At 64.4% G+C, this 18,748-nt stretch carries 13 protein-coding genes; 9 read left to right on the forward strand and 4 right to left on the reverse strand.

Features of this window, described 5'->3' with window-relative positions; all coding sequences use genetic code 11:
- Positions 1-23: 23 nt before the first annotated feature.
- Positions 24-392 (reverse strand): DMT family transporter, encoded by a 369-nt coding sequence (locus AC3WN8_RS28185; RefSeq protein WP_492672840.1) that lies wholly within the window; start codon positions 390-392, stop codon positions 24-26.
- A gap of 188 nt (positions 393-580) precedes the next feature.
- Positions 581-2,230, reverse strand: coding sequence for an amidohydrolase family protein (locus AC3WN8_RS28190; RefSeq protein WP_492672841.1), 1,650 nt, complete (start codon positions 2,228-2,230; stop codon positions 581-583).
- Between the two features lie 296 nt (positions 2,231-2,526).
- On the opposite strand from AC3WN8_RS28190, the gene AC3WN8_RS28195 reads away from it, so the two are divergent.
- The 4 genes from AC3WN8_RS28195 (at position 2,527) to AC3WN8_RS28210 (ending at position 8,464) form a co-directional block, all read left to right on the forward strand.
- Entirely contained in the window at positions 2,527-3,405 is an 879-nt protein-coding gene (locus tag AC3WN8_RS28195; RefSeq protein WP_492672842.1) for a MurR/RpiR family transcriptional regulator, read from the forward strand.
- Positions 3,406-3,887: 482 nt separating this feature from the next.
- Positions 3,888-4,886 carry an N-acetyltransferase DgcN family protein gene (locus AC3WN8_RS28200; RefSeq protein WP_492672843.1) on the forward strand — a complete coding sequence of 333 codons (999 nt, stop codon included), beginning with the start codon at positions 3,888-3,890 and terminating at the stop codon, positions 4,884-4,886.
- A gap of 4 nt (positions 4,887-4,890) precedes the next feature.
- Entirely contained in the window at positions 4,891-7,239 is a 2,349-nt protein-coding gene (locus AC3WN8_RS28205) for a S9 family peptidase (protein ID WP_492672844.1), read from the forward strand.
- Between the two features lie 61 nt (positions 7,240-7,300).
- Positions 7,301-8,464 carry a dipeptidase gene (locus AC3WN8_RS28210; RefSeq protein ID WP_492672845.1) on the forward strand — a complete coding sequence of 388 codons (1,164 nt, stop codon included), beginning with the start codon at positions 7,301-7,303 and terminating at the stop codon, positions 8,462-8,464.
- Positions 8,465-8,510: 46 nt separating this feature from the next.
- Here AC3WN8_RS28210 and AC3WN8_RS28215 read toward each other — a convergent pair whose 3' ends face one another.
- Positions 8,511-9,056 carry a lysozyme inhibitor LprI family protein gene (locus AC3WN8_RS28215; RefSeq protein ID WP_492672846.1) on the reverse strand — a complete coding sequence of 182 codons (546 nt, stop codon included), beginning with the start codon at positions 9,054-9,056 and terminating at the stop codon, positions 8,511-8,513.
- 566 nt (positions 9,057-9,622) lie between these two features.
- Here AC3WN8_RS28215 and AC3WN8_RS28220 point away from each other — a divergent pair.
- The 3 genes from AC3WN8_RS28220 to AC3WN8_RS28230 are packed head-to-tail and all read left to right on the forward strand — an operon-like array spanning position 9,623 to position 11,656.
- Positions 9,623-10,357 carry an MOSC domain-containing protein gene (locus AC3WN8_RS28220; RefSeq protein ID WP_492672847.1) on the forward strand — a complete coding sequence of 245 codons (735 nt, stop codon included), beginning with the start codon at positions 9,623-9,625 and terminating at the stop codon, positions 10,355-10,357.
- Complete coding sequence (gene pdxY, locus AC3WN8_RS28225; RefSeq protein WP_492672848.1) at positions 10,354-11,208, forward strand: pyridoxal kinase; 855 nt, start codon at positions 10,354-10,356, stop codon at positions 11,206-11,208. Before AC3WN8_RS28220 ends, pdxY begins: the two co-directional genes overlap by 4 nt.
- A 40-nt stretch (positions 11,209-11,248) precedes the next feature.
- Positions 11,249-11,656, forward strand: coding sequence for a GFA family protein (locus tag AC3WN8_RS28230; RefSeq protein WP_492672849.1), 408 nt, complete (start codon positions 11,249-11,251; stop codon positions 11,654-11,656).
- 8 nt (positions 11,657-11,664) lie between these two features.
- On the opposite strand, the gene AC3WN8_RS28235 is transcribed toward AC3WN8_RS28230, so the two are convergent.
- Entirely contained in the window at positions 11,665-12,480 is an 816-nt protein-coding gene (locus AC3WN8_RS28235) for an arginase family protein (protein ID WP_492672850.1), read from the reverse strand.
- 115 nt (positions 12,481-12,595) lie between these two features.
- Here AC3WN8_RS28235 and AC3WN8_RS28240 point away from each other — a divergent pair, with 115 nt between their 5' ends.
- Together AC3WN8_RS28240 and AC3WN8_RS28245 are read left to right on the forward strand one after the other, a co-directional pair.
- On the forward strand, positions 12,596-13,072 hold the full coding sequence (locus AC3WN8_RS28240) for an MEKHLA domain-containing protein (protein ID WP_492672851.1): 477 nt from the start codon (positions 12,596-12,598) through the stop codon (positions 13,070-13,072).
- Between the two features lie 290 nt (positions 13,073-13,362).
- The coding region (locus AC3WN8_RS28245; RefSeq protein WP_492672852.1) for a beta strand repeat-containing protein at positions 13,363-18,748 on the forward strand (5,386 nt) is incomplete at its 3' end.

Consider the following 18,748-nt stretch of genomic DNA (forward strand, 5'->3'; position numbering starts at 1 on the left):
CCCGATACGCTACAGGCGCGTATTCACGCCGAGCGCGCGACCAGCACGCAGCCGGTTGCGATCAGCAGCGTGCCGCCGATACGGGCCGCGCTCAGGCTTTCGCCCAGCCAGAGGGCGCCGGCGAGCATCGTCAGGATGAAGCCCATGCCGACAAAGGGATAAGCGAGCGACAGCGGCGCGCGGCCGAGGACGAACAGCCAGAGGAGCGCGCCGACGCCGTAGAGACCGAGGCCCACGATGATCATCGGGGATTGCGCAAGTCCGCCCACTTCACCGCCGATCCCCGCCGATCGGGCGCCGGCGGCGGCGGTGGTGCCCATTTTGAGCGCAAGCTGGGCAAGCGCGGACAGGCTCACGCTGGCGAGGATGAGAAGGAAAAGGCGCAGGGTCATCGACAAAATTCCGGTCTATCAGCAATTTGCCTCTAGCCGCGCCGGTTCAAGATAAGGTTAAGACATACATTACATGGCGTCGTCCGATTACGGGAACGATCCAAAAACCGTTCGATGGTGATCGTGGATGTGGGGCGATGCCGGGGATGCCATGCAGGCAAGCCTGATCCAATTTTTTCAACACCCTGCTAGGCGAACGGCGCGGTCAGGATGTTGGGGCGGGCGCCGATCCGCGATTCCCGGACCATCCTTTTCACCTCCGCCAGCATCCCGGCATTGTCGATGACGATCCCGTCCTTGATCGTGTGGACGATGCCGCGGGTCCTGCGCATGTGGCGCGCCGCGCCGCCGTCCGCACTGCCGGCTTCGTCGAGCGTCGCGTCGCCGGCGATCGTGACCGCGCCGAACGCGTAGAGAGTGTGGAGATTGCGGACGGGATTGCCGTCGACGATCGCAAGGTCGGCGATATAGCCGGGGCGCACCAGGCCAAGGCGGTCCTCGCCCAGCGTGACGGCGCCGTTGAGTGTCGCGAACTTCAGCGCCTCGAGCGCGTGCACGCCGGTCTCGCGGGAAAGCAGCAATTCGCGGACATTGGCGAAACCGGGCGTCTGCCACATCCAGGGATCGTCGGTGCCGTAGACGATATGGCCGCCGCGCTTGTTGAATTCGAAGATCATGTCGCCCCACAGCGCGAATGCGCGGGCCCATGTCGCCTCGTCGTCCGATGTCCAGTCCCAGTGGAACGCGGCATGGCTGGCACCGGGGACGGAATTGTCGATCAGATATTGATGGCTGAACTTGTCGTGCCAGGGCTGGCTCTGCGCGCGCAGCACGTCCCGGCTCGCTTCGTAGACGACACGGGTGGGCAGCAGGGTGACGCCGCGATCGGCGAGCTCGCCGACGACATCGGTCAGCAATCGCTGGCGGTTGGTGTCGCTCCACACCTGTCCCGCGGCGCGGAAACGCATGCTTTCGTTGCTGTAATTATAGTCGCGCGCGAAATCCTGCACGCGTCGGTCCAGCGCCGCTTCGGCATAGCCATAATGATGTTCGATCATCGTGGCGCCCAGGCGTGCGGCATCGATGGCAGTGATGACCGCATTGTTCTGCGGCTGAAGATGCACGGTGGTGATGCCGCCGACCTGCTTGACGGCGCGGCAGATCGCCCCGAACAATTCCTGGTTCCAGCTCCATTTGTCGAGCGAGACGATGCGCATCCCCTTGGCGGCGATATCGGCCGCGATGCGCGCGGCCTGATCCGGCGCCTCCAGCTGTTCGCGCGTATAGCCCTCGATCTGCTCCCATGGCCAAAGCGGGACGATGCGCGGTGCGAGGATGCGGTTGGCCTTGCTGAGATCGGCCTGTTCGCGGGCATGGGCCAGGCCGCGATCGGGATGGTGGCAGATCGTCGTCACGCCGTGCAGGAGCTTCAGATAATAGACATAGTCGAGCGGCAGCGGCGCCGTCCGCACATGGCAATGCATGTCGATGATGCCGGGCATGACAAACATGCCCGCGGCGTCGATGACGCGATCCCCGGGCGGCGCGGAGCCGGGTTTGGCGGGCGTCATCTCGGCGATCCGGTTGCCCCGAATCACGATGTCCCATGGGCCGTTCGGCGGGCCGCCATGGCCCGGTACGACCATCGCGCCGGCGATCACGAGCTGGCGATAGGGGCCGTCCGCCAGCCCGTCCGATCGCGGGGCAGGGGCGGGCGCCGCGTTCGCCGCGGCCGAAAGGCTCGTCAACAGCCCCATCGTGCCGCCGAGAAGCGTGCGGCGATCGACTGCGGGCAAAAAGCCGTCACGGGCGATCGGTGGCGGTGTTTCGTCCTGCATCGAGATTTCCCCGCCTTTCGCACGATGATCGATTAACTCGAACAAATTCGCGACATTGCGCAACAATGTAATATTTCGATCATAGATCGGCGGTCGGGTGTCGTCGAGAGGCGAATGATATGTGCCGGCACAGGGTCCAAAGGTGCGGGGGTTGGACGCTCTCGGGGGCAAGGGAGCGATCGGCGGATGCGGCCGATGATCGGGCATTGATGATGGCGGAGAGACGCCGTACAAACACCGTTATGACAGGCAAGCGCGTTACAAAACGAACAGGTGCGGACACAGTGGAGGATGCGGTGGCATCGCCCGGAGGTGTGCTGTTCGATCGCCTGGAGCGGGATTTTCGCAGCTTCACCGCGGCGGAGCGAGTGATCGCGAAGTTCATTCTCCAGAGCGGCAATGCGATCGCCTTCGAGACGGCGACTTCGGTCGCGGAAAGGCTCGGCGTCAGCGCCGTCACCGTCGGCCGCTTCTGCCGCAAACTCGGCTATCGCCATTTCCGCGATCTGAAAGGCGAGCTCAAGGCGGATATCGGCGATGTGCCCTGGCCGGCCGGAGAGGCACTTGCCGCATTCGTATCGCGCAGCGATCATGAGGGGCGGCTGAAACGAACGCTCGAGCACGACATCGCCGCCATTGTCGAAGTCTACAGCATGATCGACACGGCGGAGTGGCGCAGCATCGTCTCGCTGCTCAGCCATGCCTCGATATTGCATGTGGCCGGGTTCCAGTCGGAACGCGCCTTTGGTCATTATCTCGTGAACATTCTCCAATATGTGCGTCGCGACGTGCATCTGGTGGATATGACGTCCGGAAATTTCGCCGATGTCCTGGCCGACGACCGCGAGAACCGATGCCTGGTCGTGTTCGAGACTCGCCGTTATTCCAAACAGGCCTATACGCTTTGCGAAAAGGCCTATGCCGCCGGGATCGACCTGGTCGTCATCACCGACAAATATTGCAATTGGGCGCGAAAGTTCACGCCGCACGTCATCGCGGTTTCGACCGCTTCGGAACTGTTCTGGTCTTCGAGCTCCGCATTGTCGGTGACCGTCACCCAGCTGTGCAACGGCGTGGTCGCCAAGCTCGGTTCGCAAGTCGAGCCCAGGCTGGAGCAATTCACCGAGCTTTATCAGGATTTCGTCGGTCATATCGGCGACCGGCGACGCGCCTAGAGCAGACCGCATCCCGCCGCGATGATCGACGAAGCGGGAGGCGATGAAACGGCATTCGGAAAAGGCCGCTCGTCCTCCGCGTCTCTGCGTCTCCGCGTGAACCCGTTGGCTTGGGGCGCCTGTCTAGCCGGGGATGGTTCGCGCGGAGGCGCGGAGGGGAGGGGGGCGACGTCCTATCGCCATTAACTCATGCCTCGAAATTTTCCGTCAGCGCTGTGACGGCCTCTCCCAGCTTTGGCGACGTTCGCGGATGGCTGCTGGTGCTATGTTATATTTTGTTCATTGTTGCTTGACATTTAGGTAAGTTTTATAACATTTCTTGTCGTCCGATGCGGCTCGAGCGATTTTCGTGCGCGCAGATGGGAGAGGGGAAATATCCATGGTCTGTGGTGCCGGTCTTCGGTTCGGGCGGTTTCTGGCGATCGCAGAGCCGCGATTTTCGGTTCGGCGCGCCGAAGCGCAAATGTCGCGGGGCGTTTGAGATGCGGATTCCGACGCCGTACCTCCTGTTCCTTGGCGACGCGACCTATGCGAAGACGGCGCAAGGCGTGCGCGACTGGAGGCCCGAATCCTGCCTGGCGCAATTCCGTTTTCCCGGTTCGCCGCTCGACCTCGGGCTGCCGGACATGGGGTTCGACGAAGCGGTCCTCGCCGGCGCGCGGACATTGCTGATCGGCGTGGCGCCGGCCGGGGGGCAGCTTCCGGAGGCCTGGATCGAACCGCTCGAACAGGCGCTCGCCGCCGGCCTCGACATTGCCAGCGGCCTGCACACGCGGCTGAACGACGATGCCAGGCTGAAGGCCCGCGCGGAGGCGCATGGCCGGACGCTGCATGACGTGCGCCGTCCCACGATCGAATTCGATATCGGGGATTTCGCCTTTCGGCCGGGTCGGCGCGTGCTCACCGTCGGCACCGATTGCGCGGTCGGCAAGAAATACACGGCGCTCGCGATCGAACGCGAAATGAGGCAACGGGGAATTCCGGCCGATTTTCGCGCCACCGGCCAGACCGGCCTGCTGATCTCCGGCCAGGGCGTGGTCATCGATTCGGTGATCGCGGATTTCATTTCGGCGGCGGCGGCAACGCTGTCGCCGGCGAACGCGCCCGATCATTGGGACGTGATCGAAGGGCAGGGTTCGCTTTTCCATCCGGCCTATGCCGGCGTCACGCTCGGCCTGGTGCATGGCAGCCAGCCCGACGCGATGATCCTGTGCGGCGACCCCGCGCGCGACACGATCGGCGGATTTCCGCTCTATGCCCGGCCGCCGCTGCAGGCATGTATCGAGGCCTATACGGGGCTCGCCCGGCTGACCAATCCCGACGCGCGCGTCGCCGGCATCAGCCTCAACACGTCGAGCATGTCGGCGGCGGAGGCGGAGCGCGCGCTGCGCGAGGCCGAGGATGCCACGGGGCTGCCGGCGGTCGATTCGGTCCGGACGGGTGTCGCACGCCTCGTCGACGCACTCGTATCGGGGGATTGATCGGATGGGTCTGATATCCAGGGGCGTTGAAGGCAGCAGCAGGGCCCGGCGCCCGGTCGTCGCATTGTTCGGTTGCCTGTTCGCAACGGCTGCGCCGGTCGCCCCCGTCGTCGCACAGGGCACGCTGGCGGATTATGAGCGCGCCGCGCTGTTCCAGAATGCCGACAGCCTGGTTTCCCGGATGACGCTGGAGCCCAACTGGATCGCGGAAAGCGACAGTTTCTGGTATGTCGACCGGCATGGCGGCGCGAAGACGTTCATGTTCGTCGATCCGGCGCGGAACGTCCAGAAACCCGCATTCGACCATGCCCGGCTGGCGGCGGCGCTGTCGCGGGCGACGGGCAAGACCTATTCGGCGACGGCATTGCCGTTCGACGCGATCGCCTATCGTGCCGGGACGGAGATCGCGGTCGCGATCGATACCGGCGGCTGGCGATGCAGTGTGAGGAGCTATGACTGCGTCGCGATCCCGTCGCCGCAACGGCCCAACGAAATCCTATCGCCCGACGGCCGCCGCGCCATATTCGTGAAGGATCATAATCTCTGGGTTCGCGATACGCTGACCGACCGGGAAGCCGCGCTGACCGTCGACGGGTCGGAAAGCGACAGCTATGCCGAGCTGGATCCGCTGGCGACGGTCACGACGCGGATGCTCGACGATCCGGTGATGCCGCTGGCCAGCTTCTCGCCCGATTCCCGGAAGCTCCTCGCGGCGCGAAGCGATGCCCGCAAGGTTCGCGAACTGGGGGTGGCGCAGACGATATCGGGCGCGGCGCCGCATGTGCAAACCTATCGTTCGCCCATCGCCGGCGATGCGGAGCTCTTCAAGGCGCAGATGGTGCTGGTCGATCTGGACAAGGGCACGAGCATGCCCGTGCGGTACGGGCCGTTCGATCGGATCTCGCCGCTGGAGACCTTCACGTGCTGGAATCCCGCGAGCACGGTGGCATGTTTCACCGAGGACGGGCGCGGCTACAAGTCGGTGACGCTGCATCTGGCCGATGCCGCGACGGGGACGGTCCGCACGGCGCTGTCGGAGCAGAGCGACACCTATATCGACCGGGGGCGTGCCGCGGACATCCTCGGCGATGGCGGCGACGTCGTCTGGACCTCCGATCGCGACGGGTGGGCGCATCTCTATCGCGTCGACGCGCGCACCGGCCGCGTGCGCAATCCGATCACCCGCGGCGAATGGGCCGTCCGCGCGCTCGCCCATGTCGATCAGAAACGCGGGCGCGTCTTCTTCACGGCGGGCGGGCGCGAGCCGGACCGCGATCCCTATTACCGGCACCTCTACAGCATCGGCCTCGACGGCAAGGGTCTGAAGCTGCTGACGCCGGAAGACGCGGATCACATCGTTTCGGTCTCCCCCACCGGCCGCTATTTCGTCGACACCTATTCGCGCATCGACAAGGCGCCGGTCTCGGTTCTGCGCGGTGCGGACGGCGGCTTGGTCCGCGAACTCCAGCGCGGGGATATCGCCCGGCTTCAGGCCGCCGGCTGGCGCGCGCCCGAGCCGTTCAAGGTGAAGGCCGGCGATGGCAAGACCGACCTGTTCGGCGCGATCTACCGTCCCAGCAATTTCGATCCGTCGCGCCGCTATCCGGTGCTGGACGCGATCTATCCGGGGCCGCAATCGATCCGCACGCGCAAATCCTTCCCGCAGCAGAGCTGGGAGAAGAACGAGCAGGCGATCGCGGAGCTGGGCTTCATCGTCGTGACGCTGGACGGGCGCGGCACGCCGTTGCGCTCGCGCGCGTTTCGGGAATTGTCGTTCGGCAATCTTGGCAGTGCCGGGGGCCTCGACGATCATGTCACGGGCCTGAAACAGCTTGCCGCGCGCTATCCGTACATGGATCTCGATCGCGTCGGCATCTACGGTCATTCCGGCGGCGGCTATGCATCGACCCGTGCGCTGCTGAAATATCCGGACTTCTACAAAGTCGCGGTGTCGTCGTCGGGCAATCACGACCAGCGCAGCTATTATGCCGGCTGGGGCGAGCGTTTCGAAGGCTATCCGGTGGGCAGCAATTTCGAGGCGCAGGCTAATCCGGCGCTGGCGGCAAATCTGAAGGGCAAGCTGTTGCTGGTCCATGGTGAGATGGACGACAATGTCCATGCGTCGGGCACGATGCAGATGGTGGATGCGCTGGTCGCCGCCAACAAGGATTTCGACCTGCTGATCCTTCCGAACCGAAACCATGTCATGATCGATCTCGCCAAGGGCAAATCCGCTCCCCGCATTTTCGATCCCTATTTCCTGCGCCGACGCTGGGATTATTTCGTCCAGCATCTGCTGGGGGTGACGCCGCCGGGCGAATTCCAGCTGCGTCAGGTCAAACCGCAACCCTGAAACGCTGCTTTGCGCGTTCGCCCGCTTCCGGGCGCCTTATTCATTTTCCAAGGAGTGCTTCATGGACAGACGGGCAGATGGGGCGACCGGCAGTTCGCGGCGCGAGTTCGTCGTTCGGGCGGGGATCGGTACGCTGGCTGCCGCCGTCGCTTCGGCGCCGGCGATCGGCGCCGAGGCCTCGGCCGCGACTGCCGGTGGCGGCCCGATCCAGGGCCCGATCTGGATCGACGCCTTGTCGGGGCTGGCAGGACTGGCAGAGGCGCCGGTGATCGAAACGAGCGCGCTGGAGGCGCTTGCGGCATCGTCGCTGTCGATGTTTTCGATCACGGTGGCGATCACGGTGGGCCCACCCGGCACACCGAATTTCACGTATGAAGAGGCCGTTGCGGATCTGGGGCGCTGGCAGGGGCGCTTCGCGCGCTATCCCGACAAGCTCGTCCATGTGACGCGTGCCGACGATATCCTGGAGGCGAAGCGGCTGGGCAGGACGGCGGTCATGCTCAATTTCCAGAACACCGCGCATCTCAGGGGCGATTTGCGCAATCTGGAACTGTTCCACAGCCTGGGCGTGCGTCAGATCCAGTTGACCTACAACTCGCTGAACGATGTCGGATGCGGATGCACCGAAAGGACCGATGGCGGCCTCAGTTATTTCGGTATCGACGCGATCGCGCGGATGAACGAACTGGGCATATTGGTCGACCTGTCGCACAGCAACGAACGCACCGCGCTCGACGCCATCGCGGTCGCCAGGAAGCCGCTGGCGATAACCCACACCAATTGCCGCGCCCTGCGCGACCATCCGCGCTGCAAGACCGATGAGGAGATCCGAAAAGTGGCGGCCATTGGCGGCGTGGTCGGGATGACGACCTATGGCACTTTCGTCGGCGCGCGGGCGCCGGTGACGCTCGACGATTTCATCCGGCATGTCGAGCATGCGGTGAAGATCGCGGGCATGGATCATGTCGGGATCGGCAGCGATACGGCCATCCAGCCGGTCGATTATCCGAAGTCGGAAGCGGAGTTCAACGAACATGCCCGCAGCCCGTCGAATTTCCGCCCGATGCCCGACGTCAAGTGGAACGACCAGATCCTGGCGCTCGACGGCCCGTCGAAATTCCGGACCATCGCCGATGCCCTGAAGCGCCGCGGATTTGCCTCACGCGATATCGACAAGATTCTCGGCGGGAATTTCCTGCGGCTCTATCGCGAGGTGATCGGCTGAAGCGCCGAACGATCGGGGGGCGTGTTCGGCGCCCGCGCAATGCCCGTCAGCCCGCCATCGGCTGCAACGCGATGCGCCGACGGACGGTTTCGTTGAGCAGGCAGCTCGGCACCTCGACCATGTCGATCGTTCCGCCCACCGCGATCGCCCGGCACTCGGCGTCGCGGCGCTTGATCCAGGCACGCTCCTCGGCGCGAAGTTGGGCCTGGCCGGCGGGATCGCGCTTGGCCAGGGCCGAGCGATAGGCGGCGTTCAGCCGATCGTCCTGCACCTTGAGTTCGGCATTGAAGCAGCCGCCCATCGCCACCGAAACCCCCTTCGCCGCGTCGCCCATGTTCAGGCAGGCGTCGAGGGCGGGCGTATATTGCGCGCGGATCTGTTCGTCCGAAAGCGCGAGGGCCGGCGCTGCCGCGAGCGGCTCCTGCGGCGGGCGGGCTTCTTCCGCTCCGGCGCCGTTGGCGGCGGGGCCGGGGGACGCATTACCCACGATTTCCGCATTGCCATCATGCGCGTCGATCGTGGGAGTGCCGCCCCGATCGCAGGCGGCGATGAAAAGCAGCAGCAGGGGAATGGACAATCGCATTGCTGGCATTTGGCTGATCCTCGTCATGACCGGAGCATAACGCACCAATTCGACATGGGGCCACAGAAAGGATCGGTGGGAAAGCGGGGCAAGGCGAGCCCGGTTTCGTGCCGCTCGGGCGATCGCGCAAAGATCGCTCGAAAATGGATCAGTCTGGCCGTGCCATGCCATGGTGTTTTTGGTTAATGCCGCATTCGCTGCATCTGGGCATCAACCGGCCGTCAGGTGCAGCAACCCCCTCTGCCAAAACCTTCCAGGGCCAGGCCGTGCGATAGGTGGCTCGTACGGAACCAACGCACCCGACCAGCCAATCGGGCCTCAAAAGAAAGCCCCGAATCCGCGTGAGATCCGGGGCCGAGGCAGCGCCGTGCGGTGCGCGCCTCCAAGTTGGGGAAGTTGTCACTACGCGCCTGCCGATCATTGGTTTCGGCAGAGCGGAAAAAAACGGCGACTGCGCGGCCGGCCAACGGACGATCAGGCCCTATGCATTCGATAGGCCGGCGCGGTAATGGTCGATCCGTGCCCCTGGTGAATCGCAATTCCGGTCATGACGTGTCGAGCGACGGCGTGTCTCGATGCCCGTCCCGGCCGGTTCGGTCGTCGACGACCCCATGATCCGGATCGATCACTTCCTCACCGGCGCCGTCAGGCCGCTCGGGCCGCGCGCGACGCCGAGCGGCATCGACAAGCATCCCGTTTCCGGCCGGATCCGGCTCGGTCGCGACGGGCTGGTCGGTGACGCCCAGGGCGACCGGAAACATCATGGCGGGCCGGACAAGGCGGTGCATCATTATGCCCGCGATCATTATGCCTATTGGCGCGAGGCGATCGGCGAGCGCGACATATTGGCGCAGGCGGGCGCGTTCGGCGAGAATGTCTCGACCGTCGGGCTGACCGAGGCCGACATGGCGGTGGGCGACACGTTCCGCCTGGGCTCGGCACTGATCCAGGTGAGCCAGGGCCGGCAGCCCTGCTGGAAGCTCAATCTGCGCTTCGGCGTGCCAGACATGGCGCGCCGGCTCCAGGCGAGCGGACGGACCGGCTGGTATTATCGCGTGCTGGAAGAAGGGAATGTCGAGGCTGGCGACGCGCTGGCCCTGGTCGATCGCCTGTCGCCCGACTGGACGATCGCGCGGCTGTGGCGCGCGCTCTATGTCGACACGCTCAACATGCCGGAACTCGCGATGATTTCGGAACTCGCGCATCTGCCCGATGGGTGGCGACATTATGCGGCGAAGCGCCTGGCGACCGGCCGGGTCGAGGACTGGTCGCGCCGGTTGACCGGCGTCGAACCGGAGGAGCCGTCATGAATCCCGGCCCGCTGGTCATCAGCATCCAGAGCCAGGTCGTCCACGGCAAGGTCGGCAACAGCGCAGCGGTGCCTGCATTGCAGGCGCACGGCCTGACCGTCGCGGCGGTGCCGACCACCCTGCTTTCCAACCATCCCCATTATCCGACGATGCGCGGCCGGGTGCTGCCGCCCGAGCTGCTGGCGGAACTGCTGACCGGTGTCGAGGAGCGCGGGCTGGTCGAGGCCGCGACCATTCTGGTGACCGGCTATCTCGGCTCGGTGGAAAATGGCGAGGTGGTGGCGCGCTTCGTCGAGCGCGCCAGGCGCCGAAACCCGAAACTGCTCTATGTCTGCGATCCGGTCTGTGGCGACGACGATCTTGGCGGCTTCGTCGCGCCCGGGTTGCAGGCGATCTTCGTCGATCGGCTGCTGCCCCTCGCCGATGTCGCGACGCCCAATGGCTGGGAAGTCCGCGCGCTCACGGGGCGCGAGGATCTGCGCGAAGCTGCTGCGGCGCTGCAGGCGATCGGGCCGGGCGGGGTGATCGTGACGGCCGGGAATGGCGGTGACGGGGACCTGCGGACATTGGTGATCGACGGGCGCGAGACATGGCAGATCCGTTCGCCGCGGCTTCCCGTCAGGCCGGCGGGCAGCGGCGACCTGTTCACCGCCTGCCTGGTGGCGAAGCTTGCCCGCGGCAGCGGGCTGATGCGTGCGGCGGAGGATGCGGTCGCAGCCGTGCATGCCGTGCTCGCGCAGACCGGCACCGAGCCCTGGGCGGAGATGCCCGTCGAGGCGTGCCTGGGGGCGATCGTTGCGCCGTCACGGTCTTTCATATGCGAGCCGCTTCTGGCGGATCGCATGCCCTAGCGCGCTGGGCTAGGGGGGCGCCTCTGCAAAGGAGGATTTAATGAGCGAAACATATCCGGGGTCATGCCTGTGCGGCGCGGTGCGGTTCGAGATTTCGGGGGCGTTTGAGGGCTTCTTTCTGTGCCATTGCTCGCGCTGCCGGAAAAATACCGGATCGGCGCACGCGGCCAATCTGTTCTCGCGCACCGCGCGGCTCGACTGGCTGGCGGGTGAGGATCGGGTGCGGACCCATGCGGTACCGGACACGCGGCACCGCAGGAGCTTTTGCACGGAATGCGGATCTGCTCTGCCCGGCCTGCACATGGACGGCGCATTGATCGTGGTGCCGGCGGGAAGCCTGGACGGGCCACTGGGTATCCGGCCCGACGCGCATATCTTCAGCGCCAGCCGCGCCGATTGGGACGATCGGCTGGAGGATGTGCCGCGGCACGATGAATTACCGGCGTGATGCGGGTGTCAGGCCGGTATCGTCGCATCCTGCGCGATCCGGCCGGCCAGCTCCTTGACCAGCTTGGCGGCCACCGCCGCGGTCATGCCGTTGATATCCCGGTCGGGATTATATTCGACGATATCCGCGCCGATGACGGGGCCGGGGATCGCGTCGATCAGGTCGAGCACTTCGCGCACGCTGAGCCCGCCCGGCTCATGATGCGAGACGCCCGGCGCGAATGCGGGGTCGAGGCCATCGAGATCGATCGAGATATAGGTCGGGCCGGTTGGCAGGCTGGCGAGCGCCTGTCGATATTGGCGGGCGGTGAAGGCGGCGACGCCATAGCGGTCGATCTGCCCCTTTTGCACATCGTTGACGGTGCGCACCCCGATCTGGGTCAGCGAGCGGGCGAGGCCGCGTTCGAGAATGCGGGCCATTGGCGAGGCATGGGAATGCGGATTGCCTTCGAAATCGGGATAGAGGTCGGGATGGGCGTCGATATGGACGAGATTGGGGGCAGCGTGCCCGGCGCGCGACAGCCCTTCGAGAAGCGGCCAGGAGACGAAATGGTCGCCGCCCAGGAACAGCCCGGCGCCGTCGCGGAAGATTGCCGCCGCCGCATCGGCGATGATGTCGAGATCGCGCGGCGTTTCGGTCGTCGCGACATTGCCGGCATCGCCGAAGATATCGGCGCTTTGGAGATCCCAGCCATTTTCGGACGACATGTTCGACGACCCCGAATGGAGCGCCGCGCGGATCGCATCGGGCGCCTTTGCCGGCCCGCGCAGATGCGACGAATTGATGTCGGTGGGAATTCCGAGCAGCGTGACCTTTGCGGGCATTCGAATTGACCTTCTTGTGTTCGCGATGCCGTTTAGCACCACCTGCACGCGTTCGGCAGTGTCTGCCCGATCGCGCCTGTTGGTTCAAAAGCGGAGGATCGCTAACAGCGGGACGATGACGACAGGATCACTGCCACCGATATTCGCCACGCCTGCCATGCGGGGACGGCTGGAATTGATTGCCGCAAGCCATAAACGATTGACCGGCCGCGCGCTGGTGCCGGCCACCGCCGATCCGGCGCAGGCGCTGTGGACCGCGCCGCGCGTCGTCGTCGCGCATGGCATGGAGGCCGATCCGATCTTCTTTTTCGGCAATCTTGCCGCACTCGACCGGTTCGAGGTGACGCTGGGCCAATTCACCGCGATGCCGTCGCGCCTGTCGGCGGAGGCGATGTTGCGCGAAGAGCGCCAGCTACTGCTCGACCGAGTCACGCGCGACGGCTTCATCGACGATTATTCGGGAATCCGCATTTCCGCGACCGGGCGCCGGTTTCGCATCGAGCAGGCAATTGTGTGGAATCTGATCGACGATCATGGCGCGATCCATGGCCAGGCCGCGACATTCGATCGCTGGATCGATTTGTCCGAATAACCGCGCAGATCTCCGATCATAAGGGACGATTTCCACCGCTTCGGATCAAAAGATCGTTTCGCTTCCGTCCTTTGTGCTGGCAGGACGAAAAATCCTGTGTCATGAACGCGCAGCGAACAGGGGACGCGATGAAAGCGGGGCGGTGGCCCGCCTCGTTCAAGATGTACCGGACCGGCGAAAGCTGTCCGGCTGTCGTCGTTTCCTCGACTGAATATAGAACAAGACTAGTCGTTGGGCAGTCACAATGGGCGATTATGCGCCGTGTGATGTGATATTTGGGGGTGGAAGCCATGTCGTTTGCTTACAAGAATCCGGCCAATGTGGTCGATGCCGACAATCCCCTGTTTGAGCTCGACGGTGCGAATTCGGTCGTCTCGGCCGATGTCGGTGGCACCACCTATGTCTTCGTTGCCGGCGCGGACGACAACGGCATCAGCGTCTTCAGCCTGGCGCGGGACGGCACGCTGACCAATGTCGCGAATGTCGACGATACGGCCGGCGTCAATCTCGGTGCCGCCAAAGGGCTTTCGACCGCCATGGTCGACGGCAACACCTATCTGTTCGTCGCCGGTACGTCCGAGAACGGCATCAGCGCGTTTCGTGTCGGTACCGACGGATCGCTGACCAACGTCGCCAATGTGGTCGATGACGGCACGCTCCGGCTGACCGGCGTCACCGACACCGCCACGATCACCGTCGCCGGCAACACCTATCTGTTCGCGGCGGGCGCCGGCGACAGCGGCGTCAGCGGCTTTCGCGTCGCCGGTAACGGTGCGCTCACCAATATCCTCAATGTCGCCGATACCGACAATGTCGCTTATGAACTGGGTGGCGTGTCGACGCTCGCAACCGTCACGATCGGCGGCAACAGCTTCCTGATCGCGGGCGGCAACGCGGACGATGGGGTCAGCGTCTTCCAGGTTTCGGCAGGTGGCACATTGACCCATGCCGGCAGCGTTGCGGACAATGCCACGCTCAACCTGGACGGTGTCAGCGACATCACCACGGCGGTCGTCGCTGGCGTCACTTATGTCTTCGCCGTGGGTTCCGGCGATTCCGGCGTCAGCGTGTTCTCCATGAGCAGCGCGGGCGTGCTGACCAATGTCGACAATGTCGGCGACACTGGGGGGACCTGGCTGCAGGGGGCGAACAGCGTCAGCGTCGTGACGTTCGGCGACACCAGCTATCTCGCCGTCAGCGGCCCCGAGACCCTCAGCGGCGCCAGCGGCGCCAGCCTGTTCCGCATCGACGCCGGCGGTACGCTGACCTTCTTCGAGAATATCATGGACACCACGACGCGCGTCCTGGCCGGTGGAGCGACGCTGGGAACGGTCAGCGTGGACGGTGCCAACTATCTGCTCGCCGCTGGCGCCAACGAAGACGGTCTCAGCATATTCGGTTCCAAGCCGACCGGCCAGCTCTATTTCCTGACTCAGGGCGACCCCGCCGATACGCGGCTGAGCTATATCAACAATGACGGCAGCAATCAGACCATCATCGTCGACAATAGCGCGGCGATGAACCTGATCACGAGCACGCCGCAGCAAATCGGCGTCGATACCGCGGCGGGATTCTATTTCGCGATCGTCAATGGCGGCAATGACGGTAGTGAAGCCCGGCTGGTGCGCGGCTCGTTGACCGGCGGGGCGGTGACGGCGCTGGTGAGTTTCGATGGCGTGGACAATGTCTTCGGTACCGATGACGATGATATCGTCAATGCGCTGTACGTCGATGTCATCGGGCACAAGATCTATGTCGGAATCCAGGGTTTCACGGATCCCTTCACGCTCGATCTGGCCAATACGGGCATTCGCCAATATAGCTATGATCCGCTGACCGGTGGGATCACCGACGACGGTTTCATCGTTCGGGCCGACACCGACGCTACCAAGCCGATCGATACGCATGGCCTCGATCTGCTGGATGTCCGCGACTTCGCGCTCAACCGGGCGACGAACACCCTGTATTTCACCGAGCAACTGAACGGTGTGGAGCAGGGCGTCTATCGAATGGACCTGACCACCAAGGTTATCACGCCCTTGGTCAGCGACGCCCAGTTCGGCGATGATGGATCGAACGGCTATATCATTTCCGTCGAGGTCAATCACGCCAACAACCTCGTCTATTTCACCACGCAGTCGACTTCGCCGCAAGGTGGGGGATCGTTCGATCAGAACCAGAATGCGATCTGGTATATCAGCGGCACCGATACATCCGGCATAGCGACGAAGGTGGTGTTGAACTTCGTTCAGCCGACTTTCTATCCTGGGGATATCAAGTTCGACGCCTCCACGCGGCAGCTTTACGTCACCTCCGAGGAACTCACGCCCGACAGCAATGACGATGTCATCTATGTTTACCAGCTCAATGCGGCTGGAACCGCCGGAACCTTTGTCAATGTCGTTTATCCCGAGCCCAGCTTCAGCGGCATCGGCGCCAATTTCGGCGGACTGGCGTTCAACAGTCTTCCCACGCTTGCCGGCCTGAGCGGCACGGGTACGGCGATCTCCGAACAGGGCGCCGCAGTGACCCTGCTGACCGGCGCGCCGACGATCACCGATGTCGATGGCGGTTCTCTGTCGTACGCGACCGTGCAGGTCACCGGCGGCAAGTTCACCGCGAATGAAAGCAGTTCGAACGACGATCATCTGGGCTATGGCGCCGGCCAGCAGATCTCGGGCCAGATCGCTGGCACCAACATCACGATATCGTGGGATGCGGCGAGCGAGACGCTGACGCTGTCCGGTTACGATACCATCGCCAATTATCAGGCCGTGCTGAGCCAGATCAGCTTCTGGTCGACCGGCGATAATCCCACCAATTCCGGCCTCAACACCAATCGCACCATCACCTGGACAGTCAGTGACGGCGCGGACGACGTTCCGGGCGGTTTGCGGAACAGCGGCACCACGCAGATCACGATCGAGGCGGTGAACGATTCTCCGGCGCTCAGCGTCGGCAGCGCGATGACGGTTGCCGAGGATGCGACCAACGTGATCGTCACCGGCGTCTCCTTTTCCGATCCGGATGCCAATCCCGCGCTCGACATCGTCACGGTCCGGCTCACCATCGGCCTCGACGCCGGCACGCTTACCCTTGCGACCAATATCGCGGGCGGTATTGTCTCGGGTGACATCACCGGCAACGGCAGCTCGGACGTCACGATCAGCGGTACGCTCAACGCGATCAACGCCACGCTGTCCGGCAGCGGCCTCAGCTTCACGCCGAACACCAATTTCAACGGTTCGACCTCGCTGAATGCCTTGATCGAGGACAATGGAGCAAACGGCACCGGCGGTTCGAACGGGGATTCGGCCAGCAGGACGATCACCGTCACCGCGGTGAACGATGCGCCGACGGTGTCCGGCGACGGCACGGAAGACAGCACGACGATCTTCGAGGATCAGCCCTCGGCGACGGGCCAGTCGATCTCCAGCCTGTTCTCGGGCCAATATTCCGATGCGGCCGACAATCAATACCACAATTTCCTCAACCCGACGGGGTCTTCGCCGGGCGCGTTCAGCGGCGTTGCCGTGGTCGGCAACGCGGCGACGACCGAGGGCGATTGGGAATATTATAACGGCGTCACCTGGGCGACGATCTCGACCAGCGCATCGCAATCTTCGGCGACCTTGTTGTCGGACACGGCGATGATCCGCTTCAATCCGGCCGCCAATTATAACGGCCCCGAACCGACGCTGACCGTTCTGCTGATCGACAATTCGGGCGCCGCCATCACCAACGGACAGGTCGTCAATATCGCGGCCACTGGCGGGACCACGCCCTATTCGACGGACACGGTCGTACTGGGCGGCACGATCACGGCGGTCAACGATGCGCCGACATCGACGAACCTGTCGGGCGACAGCGTGACCTTCACCGAGGGTGACATACCCGTTCTGCTCGATTCCGCTGGCAACGCAACGATCAGCGACATCGACAGCGCCAATTTCGACGGCGGCACGCTGACCGTCGCGATCACGACCGGCTATGTGGCGGGTGAGGATGCGCTGAGCATCGATACGTCGGGCGGCACGGTGACGACGAACCCCGGCGTGGTGTTCGTCAGCGGCGTCCAGGTCGCCACTTTCGTCGCGACCGGCGGCTCGATCACCTTCACCTTCGATCCGGATGCGACGCCGGCGGCGGTGCAGGCGATCGTCCGTGCGATCAGCTACAACAACACCAGCCAGGATCCGACCGAAAGCACGCGCACCGTCACCTGGACACTGGTGGACGGTGACGGCACTGCCAATAGCGGTACGGATACGCTGAGCGTCACGAGCAGCGTCAATGTGGTGGCGGTCAACGACGCGCCGTCGGGCGCGGATCATACCGCGACGTTGCTGGAGGATGGCAGCTACACGCTCGCGACCGCCGATTTCGGCTTCAGCGATCAGAGCGAGGGTGATGATTTTGCTGGAGTGGTGCTTACCACATTGCCCGCCGACGGCACGTTGCTACTCAACGGCGTTGCGATCACCATTGCCGACACCTTCGTCAGCGCGGCGGACATCGCGGCCAACCTGCTGACTTACACCCCCGCCGCCAACGGCAACGGCACGGGCTATGCCAGCTTCACCTTCCAGGTGCGTGACGATGGCGGCACCGCGAATGGCGGCGAGGATACCGACCAGGGCGCGAACACTTTCACCTTCGACGTGACGCCGGTGAACGATGCGCCGACCTCGACGAACCTGTCGGGCGACAGCGTGACCTATACCGAGGGCGCGAGCCCCGTCTTCCTCGATCTGGGCGGCAATGCGACGATCTCCGACATCGATGGCGACGATTATGACGGCGGCACGCTGACCGTCGCGATCACGACCGGCTATGTGGCGGGTCAGGATGCGCTGAGCATCGATACGACGGGCGCGGTGACCACCAACCCCGGTGTGGTGCTGGTCGGCGGTGTTCCGGTCGGCACATTCCTCGCCACCGGTGGTTCGATCAGCTTCACCTTCAATGCGACCGCGACCGCTGCGGACGTGCAGGCGATCACGCGTGCGATCACCTATAACAACACCAGCCAGGATCCGGACACGTCGACGCGCACGGTGACCTGGACGCTGGTGGACGGAAGCGGCACGGCGAATGGCGGTGCGGACACGCTGAGCGTCACGAGCAGCGTCAATGTGCTGAGCGTGAACGACGCACCGTCGGGCACCGATCACACCGCGACCCTGCTCGAGGATGCGACCTATACCTTAGCGGCGGCGGACTTCGGGTTCGGCGATAGCGATGGCGATAATCTGGCGGGCGTGGTGTTCACCACGGTCCCGGCGGCGGGCACGCTCTATCTCGACATCGATGGCGGCGGTGTGGGCCTGCCGACCGCGATCGGCGCGGGCGATGTCGTCATGCTGTCGCAGATCAACGCGGGGCATGTCTATTATGTGCCGGCGGCGAACGGCAACGGCGCGGGCTATTCGAGCTTCACTTTCCAGGTGCAGGACGACGGCGGCACCGCGAACGGCGGCGAAGACACCGACCAGACGCCGAACCTGTTCACCTTCGATGTGACCGGTGTGAACGATGCGCCGACTTCGACGGGGGTGTCCGGCGACGCTGCAGTGTGGATCGAGGCGCAGGGTCCGGTGAAGCTGGACGTGGGCAGCAACGGCACGATCGCGGATGTGGACAGCACGAACTTCGACGGCGGCACGCTGACGGTTG

This window comes from Sphingobium sp. FW305-3-2-15-F-TSA7, from assembly GCF_058787155.1.